Origin of the sequence: Nonomuraea sp. NPDC049695, from assembly GCF_040674955.1 — a bacterium.
Classification (GTDB): domain Bacteria; phylum Actinomycetota; class Actinomycetes; order Streptosporangiales; family Streptosporangiaceae; genus Nonomuraea; species Nonomuraea helvata.
Genome location: NZ_JBFANV010000119.1, coordinates 19,487 through 27,305 on the forward strand (window position 1 = coordinate 19,487; position 7,819 = coordinate 27,305).

The window sequence follows — 7,819 nt, forward strand, 5'->3', positions numbered from 1 at the left end:
CATCAAGCCGTGGGAGGACGCCTGCTCAACGGGCGCCCGTCCGGCAGGGTCAGGGGTTCTGGGGGACGTTGCGTTCTATGCCCGGCCGTTTCTGCATGTCGTGGGTTTGTGGGGTGATGCCGCGTTGCCTGAGGCGGAATTTTTCGATCTTCTGGGTGGGGGTCTTGGGGAGGATGGGGAGGAATTCCACGTAGCGGGGGATCATGTGCCTGGCGGCGGTGCGGGCGCAGTGTTCGATGAGTTCTTGCGCGGTGACGATCGCCCCCGGGCGGAGTACGACGCACGCCTTGACGTCCTCCTCGGTGAGATCGCTGGGGATTCCGACAATCTGAGCCAGGACACGGCCTGCCCTGTCGGGGCCTGAGCGCGATCATGAGCGAGCGGCGTCAGCTGATCAATCTCTCCTACCGGCTCCTCGGCTCCCTGGCCGACGCCGAGGATGTGGTCCAGGACACCTACGACCGCTGGCCTGCCGAGCGCTCCGATCTCGGCGCGGACGCCGTACTCATCCGTCCCGACGGACATGTCGCCTGGGTCGCCCGCGCCGGAGAGCGGCCAGACCTGGACGCTCTCCGGACCGCCCTCACGACGTGGCTCGGCCCGGCCGATCTCTGACCACAGGACGGAACCCCGAAGATCTAGTCGTCCGAGCCCGCGGCCGACGGCGGTACCTCGACGACGAAGCAGAGGAAGGCGAGTTTGTTCGAAAAATCCTCGAAGTCGTCAGGAAACAGCTCACGGGCGGCCGGGTCGGGCTGCGGCTCGCTGATGACGGCAAGGCGGAAGCCGGCGGTGGTGAAGGCGTCGGTCATCGCGTGCAACGGCCTGCGCCAGAAGGTCATCGGGAAGGACTGCCCGTTGAACGTCCATTCGTCGGTAAAGCTGGTGGTCTGGAAATAGTTGGGCCGAGGATCCTGGAGCAGGTAGTCCACGAACGGATGCTGCACCGATGCGATCAGCCGGCCGCCGGGCCTGAGCACTCGCCGCATCTCGGCCAGCGTCGGCCCCCAGTCCTCCAGGTAGTGCAGCACCAGCGACGCGACCACGTCGTCGAACGCACCGTCGGCGAACGGCAGGCGGTCGCTCACGTCGACCACGTGCAGGTCCGCGTCGTCCCCGAGCCGCCGCCTGGCTATCGCCAGCATTCCGGCGCTGGCGTCGATGCCGGTGACGACGGCACCGCGGTCGCGTAATGCGGCCGACAGGGGGCCCGAGCCGCAGCCGGCGTCCAGGATCCGGCGGCCGGCCACGTCTCCGGCGAGGGCTGTGATCGCGGCCCGCGCCCAGTACGCGTTCAGGATGTTGTTCTCGGTCTCCGCCGTGTACGCCTCGGCGAAGCTGTCGTAGTCATTCGCCTGGGCCGGATCCGCAGCCTGGGTTGCGGTCGAACCCCCGGCAGGACGCCGTGGTGCGGGACTCTCGGGCACGTTGGTTACGGGTTCCATCGTCGCAGCGTAGTCCGCTGCCTCGGGGGATATATGCGCGATGATCTTCCCGGTAGGGGAGAGGCGAGAGCCACACCTCCAGGTCAGAGGCCTGATGCACTCAGGAATGTCATCCTGAGCGCATCCCCCCAGGTCGGGCCGGATTTTCCGGTTTGGGCCCACCTCTCAGCTGTTCGGCCAGGCGCTCCAGGCCACTCTTGATGAGCTGCGCATACTCGTCGTCGCCAAGCGCGCCAGTCGTAGTTTGCGCCTGTTGGAGGTGCTCACGGGCGCGGTCGAGATCGCCCAGCTTGCGACAGCACTCGCTCAAGTTGAGGTGCAACGACAGGTACGGTCCGGCCGCCGAAAGCGTCACCCCAGTTTCCGCCACCATGCACTTACACGCCGTACCGGGCGTTCCACCAGGGGACCACGGAATGCGGCAGCCTGAGCAGCTCCGCCCTTCCGCCGCCACTTTGCGCGCCGTGACGTCGACAACTTATCTCCCAGGTATGGTGCTCATCCGGTCAGACACTCATTTCCTGTCTTCTGCGAGGGCTCGCGACGGCGTGAGCAGTGTGGACAGTGCCCAGCGGCCGGGGCCGAGGGCGGCGATGAGCAGGAAACCCCAGCAGAAGAGCGCGGCCTTCTCGCCGCCGTTCTCGATCGGGAACAATGCCTGCGGCTGGTGGACGGTGAAGTAGGCGTAGGCCATGGTGCCCGAGCAGATCACGGCGGCGGCGCGGGCCCCCAGTCCGAGGAGGACGAGGACTCCACCGATCAGCTCGATGGCAGCGGCCCACCATCCGGGCCATTGTCCGAAGCTGGGCGCCTGGCCCTGTGGGCCTCCCAGCACGTTGAAGAGTGTGGCCGCGCCGTGGCAGGCGAACAACAGGCCTATCACGAACCGGTACATGGCCAGGAAGAGGTCCCGATTTTTGGTCAGCAGATCCACCGCCCTGTCCTTTCTCGGGAATGGATCGAAATATATGGGAGCGCTCCCAAACAGGTTCTTCAGCCCTGTCGAACCTGTCAATGCCGCCCCCTTTCGAGGACCGTTCCAAAACGCGCGACATGGCCGAACGCCGGATCGGGAACATGCACTTTCATGAAATTTTCATCAACCTGCGGAGTGATTCCTCTAGTTTCTTCTGACAAGACCTGGCTCAAACGGAGTCGCACCATCGGCCTCGGCCAGGCTGCCCGGAATTCATGCCTCCACTCCGGTTCCGCACATGTGTCTGAAGAAAAGCACACGGATCTCATGTACCTGTCGCGGGGATGGCTTCGACGTCTGCTCCACCCCTGAGAACGGCGTGTTGTCGTTGGTGGAGGGCGAGATCGTCCCGATGAAGGCGGCGACGACCAGGAGGGGGTAGGACTCGCTGAGCGCGAACACGGCGCCGGTCACCGCCATCAGGCAGCCGCACGCGATCAGCGTTCGCCGCCGTCCCCACACGTCGGCGAACAGGCCCAGCATCAGGCTCGCGAACACCGAGCCGGCGGAGGCCACGGCCAGCAGCAGGCCGGTCTGCCAGGGGGCGTCGCCGTCCTGGGCGAGCAGCTCGGCCAGGAGCACGCTGGTGCATCCGTACCCGAAGGTCCGCAGCGCCCGTGCCGCGATGACCAGCAGCCCGTTGCGTCCCACTTCCGCCGGAAAACGGCCCCTGACCTGCGTCTTTGACATGCGGCATGATGTCGCGGGCACTACACCGGGCACACGGCGAACGCGCGAGAACGCGCGAGAACGCGCGAAGATCTTCCTGCGGATGCCCTGATGTGACGCCGCCCTCCGCGGGGCTTCTCGCGGGGGCGGTGCTCGCATGCCCCGAACGGCTCCTCTGGTGCACATATCTACCAAGTGGTAGAAGTCTTCCGCGGGCCTGGTCCGGCGGGCACGAAGGAGAAGCGGATCCTTGGAGAGCATCACCAAGAACAGGCAATCACCGCGGACGTTGCGGGCGATGGTGGCCCGAGCCTACGGACCCGACCAGGTACCGGTGGGAGCGGAGGAGTGGGTCAGCGAACTCGGTCACGGCTGGTTCAACGTGGCCTACCGGATTCAGCTGCGTGACGGGTCACAGGTCGTGCTGAAGATCGCACCATCGCCCGGGGTCGAGGTGATGACCTACGAGCGCGGCGCGATGGCGACGGAACTCGCGGCGCTGCGGCTGGTGCGCGAGCACACCTCCGTGCCGGTCCCCGTCGTCGACTTCAGCGACACCAGCCATGAGCTGTGCGACGCGGACTACTTCTTCATGCCGTACATCGACGCGGACAACCTCGGAATCGTCCGGGACTCCCTGCCGGCGGCCGAACGCGATGCCTGCAACGAGGCGCTGGGGGCGGCCAACCGGGAGCTGAACGCCATCCGCGGCAGCGGCTTCGGACCACTCACGGGCCCGCTGCAACCGAGCTGGCGAGCGGCGTTCACGGGCATGGCTGAGGACGTGCTGCGGGACGGGGAACGCCGCGGAGTCGACCTGGGCTGGGAGTACGACCTGATCCGGAGCATCTTCGCCGAACACGCGGGCTGTCTGGAGGAGGTGGTCGAGCCCCGGTACGTCGAGTGGGACCTGTGGGCCGGCAACGCGATGGTCCGCGACGGAAAGATCGTGAGCATCATCGACCACGAGCGGGCGTTCTGGGGGGACCCGCTGATCGAGGCCGGCTTCACCGGTGTCGAGCTGCCGGACTTCGGTGACCCGGCGGCGTTCATGCGCGGCTACGGGCAGGGGCCGCTGACCGACTCCGAGCGGGTGCGGCGCCGTCTGTACTGCCTGTATCTGGTGCTGATCATGGTGATCGAGACCGTGTACCGAGGGCACGCCGACACCCGCCAGTACGACTGGGCGCGCGGCCAGCTGGACCAGCTGATGGCGAAGTTCGGGCACCGCCCCCCGCGGTGAGCGAGGCCCCGACGGCCCGCGTCCGGGTGGATGCCACGACCGCGCTGGGCACCCGCCCGGTCGGCCGGTTGCTGTGGAACGCCGGCGTGCAGACCACCGCGTCGGTCGGTATCTGAGACCACCGCGCGCCGCGTCCTCCACGTCACGCCGCTCCAGCACGGCGGCCAGCAATGCCTCCCGGGTCGGGAAGTAGTAGATCAGCCCTGCATGGCTGATCCCCACCCGCTTGGCGATCTCCCGCAGCGAGGCGCCGTGGTAGCCGAGGTCGGCGTAGGCCGCCATGGCAGCTTCGACGATCTGCTCGCGGCGCAGCTGACCCTTCGCATAGCCTGCCGAGGACGACGTCGTACGGGGTTCACCGGAGGCCATCCGCCCATCATGCCCCACCTGGCTCGCGGGTCTGCGGAGCGCGAACTGAGCGTGCTTACTGCGCCAGGGACTCGGCGACGAGCCGCCAGATCTCCGCGGCCAGGTCCATGTTGCCGCTCTGCTGGGCCTGCTCGGCGAGCTTACGCAGCCCGGCGAGCGCCGGAGCCTGCTCGCCCTCCAGGAGCAGCACGCGGTTGCGCAGCACGTCGAGCCTGATCCGCTCCTGGTACGGCAGCAGGTCGTCGAAGCCGACCAGCTGGTCCAGCAGCGCGCGCGCCTCGTCGGGACGGCCGGTGATGACGGCGATACGGGCGCGCACCGCCAGCAGTTGCTGCTCGATGGTCGGTGCGCCCGCGAACGGCAAGGCCGCTTGGACCTCTTCGACGCGCCGCTGGGCGGTCTCCGCTCTCGGCGGGTCGGCCATGAGATCGAGCCGGGCCGAACTGATCCGCAGGCGCATCCACATCGTCAGGTCATCCCGGCCGTCGAAGCCGTCGACAGCCTGGTCCATCAGCTCTGCGGCGGCATCGAGATCGCCCTGACGAGTCCGGATGTTGGCCGCGGTCCACAGGGCCTGCGCCCATTGCGGTCTCGAGCCCTTCTCCGCCGCGGTGAGCAGCTCGTCGGTGTAACGCGCTGCGTCGGGGATCCGCCCGGCCTCGCCCAGTGCCGAGACCAGGGCAAGCAGCGTCGAGATCTGCACGCGGGCGGGCAGCGCCTCGCTTTTCGCCAGCTCGTAGGCGTGCGTCGCGGTATCGACGGCGCCGACGATCTCACCGGTGTCGCGCATGCAGCGGGCCAGCTCGGCCAGCACCCTGGCCTGCAGCTCGGGCAGCCCGATCTGCTCGCTGAGCGCGACCAGCTCGTCGAGGCACGACCGCTGCTCGGCGTACTCCTGCCGCCGCCGGCGCCACTCGGCGACCCGCCAGAGCGCCTGCCAGCGCAGCAGCGGATCCTCGCCCCCCGAAGCCTTCAGGGCATCGCTGAGCGTCTGGCCGGCTTCGTCCTGGCCCAGTCCGGTGGCCAGCGTCAGGCTCTGTGCAAGTGAGGTCGCCGTGGATTGGGTGAGTTCGGCCGGGCTGATGCCCAGCTGCGCAGCCAAATGCGCGACGGCTCGCTCGGTGGGTTGACGCGCACCGGACTCCAGCCGGGACAGGTATCCCGTGGACATGCCCTCGCCGGCGAGCGCGGCGAGCGTCAGGCCGCGGTCGGTCCTCAGTTGCCTGAGCCTGCGGCCGAAGACTGGCTGCTCGAGCATGTCTGAACTCCCGGGTGGCGGTGACGTCGTACGACGTCCGGAGGGTACGTCACGCCAGAGCCTAGCTCACTTGCCCACACCAAGACAAGTTATTGCCAATAACCGGCATCGAGCCGTCCATTCTTTTGGCAATTTCATCTGGCAACTACTTGCCAAATCTGTGGCAATGGCCATACCGTTGCTGTCGTTCGCAGACGAACCCCGTCGCGGACGGCGCCACCCTCACCAGCCGCTCTCGCACAGGAATGGAACCCGAACCCATGCAACCGCATCCCCGCCGCTGGCTGATCCTGATCGCGCTCTGTCTGAGCACGCTCGTCCTGCTCATGGACAACATGGCACTCACCGTCGCCGTCCCGTCGTTAGCCGCCGACCTGGGCGCGACCGCGCAGGACATCCAGTGGATCCTGGAGTCCTACATGCTGGTCTTCGCCGGTCTGCTGCTGACCGCCGGTTCCCTGTCCGACCGGTACGGCAGGCGGAAGGTCATGGTCATCGGGCTGGTGCTGTTCGGCGCCGCCTCCCTGCTGGCCACGCTCACCACAAACCCCGGCCAGCTGATCGCTGCCCGCGTGGCGATGGGCGTCGGCGGCTCGCTGATCATGCCCAGTACCCTGTCGCTCCTGATGGTCGTCTTCCCTGACGAGGTCGAACGGCGCAAGGCGATGGCCGCCGGAGCCGCCATCGCCGTGCTCGGCCTGGTCGGCGGCCCCGTTCTCGGTGGCGCCCTGGTCGCCTCCTTCGGCTGGGAATCGGTCTTCTGGATCAATGTCCCGGTAGTGGCGCTGGCCGTCCTGGCCGCCCTGACGCTGATGCCCGAGTCGAAGGGGCCGCGGACCAAGCCGGACCCGGTCGGCGCGGTCCTGTCGGTGATCGGCATGTCCGCTCTCGTCTGGACGATCAACGAACTCGCGCACGGCATCTCCTGGACCCCGCTGGCCGTCGCCGTCATCGCCCTCGCCGCCTTCATCCTCTGGGAGCTGCGCACCGAGCACCCGATGGTGCCGCTCAAGCTCTTCGGTGACCGCGACTTCGCGGGCGGCAGCTTGTCCCTCACCCTGGTCCAGGTCGGCAACGGCGGCCTGCTCCTGGTGCTCACCCAGTACATGCAGTTCGTCCTCGGCTACACGCCCACCCAGGCCGGACTGGCTCTCATCCCGATGTTCGTCGCCTCGGTGATCTTCAACGGCATCGGCACCGGCTTGGGCATCAAGCTCGGCAACCGCACCACCGCGGTCCTCGGCATGATCGTGATGGCCACCGGATTCGGCCTGCTCGCCTTCACCTCTCCCGACAGCTTCGTAGCGCTGGCCATCACCCAGGTCGTCCTGGGCGCCGGTGGCGGCCTGGCCGTGCCCACGACGATCGCCGCCCTGATGGGCGCCATCCCCACCGAGCAGGCCGGTGTCGGCTCGGCGCTCAACGACACCATCCAGCAGGCCGGTGCCGCGCTCGGCGTGGCCATCTTGGGCAGCCTGGCCACCAGCAGCTACACCTCCGCCATGCCGGCCACCGCATCAGAGGAGGCCCGCCGCTCAGTAGCCGCCGCCGTGGCCGACCCGTCCCTGGCCGCGGTCGCTCGCGAGGCCTACCACGCGGCCATGTCGTCCGCCTTCCTGGGCGCCGCGACCGGGGTGCTCGGCGCCGCCGTACTGGCTCTGCTTATGCTGCGCGGCCGCAAGCCGGGCGCGCACGCCACCGAAGCGGGCGCGCATGTCACCAGCGAGTCCCAGGCCCTGGTCAACGCCTAGGGCGCTCTCCATCGACCATGCGGTGTCGTGTCAGCGGCCGCGTCAGGACGGCAACGGCCCCGTATCAGAGCGGTCGGCGATGGTGGATGCCATGAACGGTTCGGCAAC

General features: G+C 68.0%; 8 protein-coding genes and 1 pseudogene. 3 read left to right on the forward strand and 6 right to left on the reverse strand.

Annotated features, from left to right (window positions below; all coding sequences use genetic code 11):
* Nucleotides 1-49: 49 nt before the first annotated feature.
* A complete protein-coding gene (locus tag AB0J64_RS50990; RefSeq protein WP_364044594.1) occupies nucleotides 50-337 on the reverse strand; it encodes a hypothetical protein in 288 nt (95 codons plus the stop codon).
* A 35-nt stretch (nucleotides 338-372) separates the two neighbouring features.
* Between AB0J64_RS50990 and AB0J64_RS50995 the strand changes: the two genes are divergently transcribed.
* Nucleotides 373-615, forward strand: coding sequence for a hypothetical protein (locus AB0J64_RS50995; RefSeq protein WP_364044568.1), 243 nt, complete (start codon nucleotides 373-375; stop codon nucleotides 613-615).
* Nucleotides 616-638: 23 nt separating this feature from the next.
* Here AB0J64_RS50995 and AB0J64_RS51000 read toward each other — a convergent pair whose 3' ends face one another.
* The 3 genes from AB0J64_RS51000 to AB0J64_RS51010 all read right to left on the reverse strand — a co-directional run bounded on the left by AB0J64_RS51000 (nucleotide 639) and on the right by AB0J64_RS51010 (nucleotide 3,111).
* A complete protein-coding gene (locus AB0J64_RS51000) occupies nucleotides 639-1,445 on the reverse strand; it encodes a class I SAM-dependent methyltransferase (protein WP_364044571.1) in 807 nt (268 codons plus the stop codon).
* 514 nt (nucleotides 1,446-1,959) lie between these two features.
* Nucleotides 1,960-2,379: a DoxX family protein gene (locus tag AB0J64_RS51005; RefSeq protein ID WP_364044574.1), complete on the reverse strand. Its 420-nt coding sequence runs from the start codon at nucleotides 2,377-2,379 to the stop codon at nucleotides 1,960-1,962.
* A gap of 255 nt (nucleotides 2,380-2,634) precedes the next feature.
* Complete coding sequence (locus AB0J64_RS51010; RefSeq protein ID WP_364044577.1) at nucleotides 2,635-3,111, reverse strand: MFS transporter; 477 nt, start codon at nucleotides 3,109-3,111, stop codon at nucleotides 2,635-2,637.
* A 229-nt stretch (nucleotides 3,112-3,340) separates the two neighbouring features.
* Between AB0J64_RS51010 and AB0J64_RS51015 the strand changes: the two genes are divergently transcribed.
* Nucleotides 3,341-4,333 (forward strand): aminoglycoside phosphotransferase family protein, encoded by a 993-nt coding sequence (locus AB0J64_RS51015; protein ID WP_364044580.1) that lies wholly within the window; start codon nucleotides 3,341-3,343, stop codon nucleotides 4,331-4,333.
* A gap of 168 nt (nucleotides 4,334-4,501) precedes the next feature.
* On the opposite strand, the pseudogene AB0J64_RS51020 reads toward AB0J64_RS51015, so the two are convergent.
* Nucleotides 4,502-4,702, reverse strand: a pseudogene (locus AB0J64_RS51020) (TetR family transcriptional regulator); the annotation flags it as partial.
* Between the two features lie 55 nt (nucleotides 4,703-4,757).
* On the reverse strand, nucleotides 4,758-5,960 hold the full coding sequence (locus AB0J64_RS51025) for a helix-turn-helix domain-containing protein (RefSeq protein WP_364044582.1): 1,203 nt from the start codon (nucleotides 5,958-5,960) through the stop codon (nucleotides 4,758-4,760).
* Between the two features lie 260 nt (nucleotides 5,961-6,220).
* Here AB0J64_RS51025 and AB0J64_RS51030 point away from each other — a divergent pair, with 260 nt between their 5' ends.
* On the forward strand, nucleotides 6,221-7,711 hold the full coding sequence (locus AB0J64_RS51030) for an MFS transporter (protein WP_364044585.1): 1,491 nt from the start codon (nucleotides 6,221-6,223) through the stop codon (nucleotides 7,709-7,711).
* The last annotated feature ends 108 nt before the right edge of the window (nucleotides 7,712-7,819 follow it).

Bases quoted from the DNA above. Each gene is read 5' to 3' on its own strand.
- AB0J64_RS50995 (WP_364044568.1), top strand. From the start codon at position 373: ATGAGCGAGCGGCGTCAGCTGATCAATCTCTCCTACCGGCTCCTCGGC.
- AB0J64_RS51000 (WP_364044571.1), bottom strand. From the start codon at position 1,445: ATGGAACCCGTAACCAACGTGCCCGAGAGTCCCGCACCACGGCGTCCT.
- AB0J64_RS51010 (WP_364044577.1), bottom strand. From the start codon at position 3,111: ATGTCAAAGACGCAGGTCAGGGGCCGTTTTCCGGCGGAAGTGGGACGC.
- AB0J64_RS51025 (WP_364044582.1), bottom strand. From the start codon at position 5,960: ATGCTCGAGCAGCCAGTCTTCGGCCGCAGGCTCAGGCAACTGAGGACC.
- AB0J64_RS51030 (WP_364044585.1), top strand. From the start codon at position 6,221: ATGCAACCGCATCCCCGCCGCTGGCTGATCCTGATCGCGCTCTGTCTG.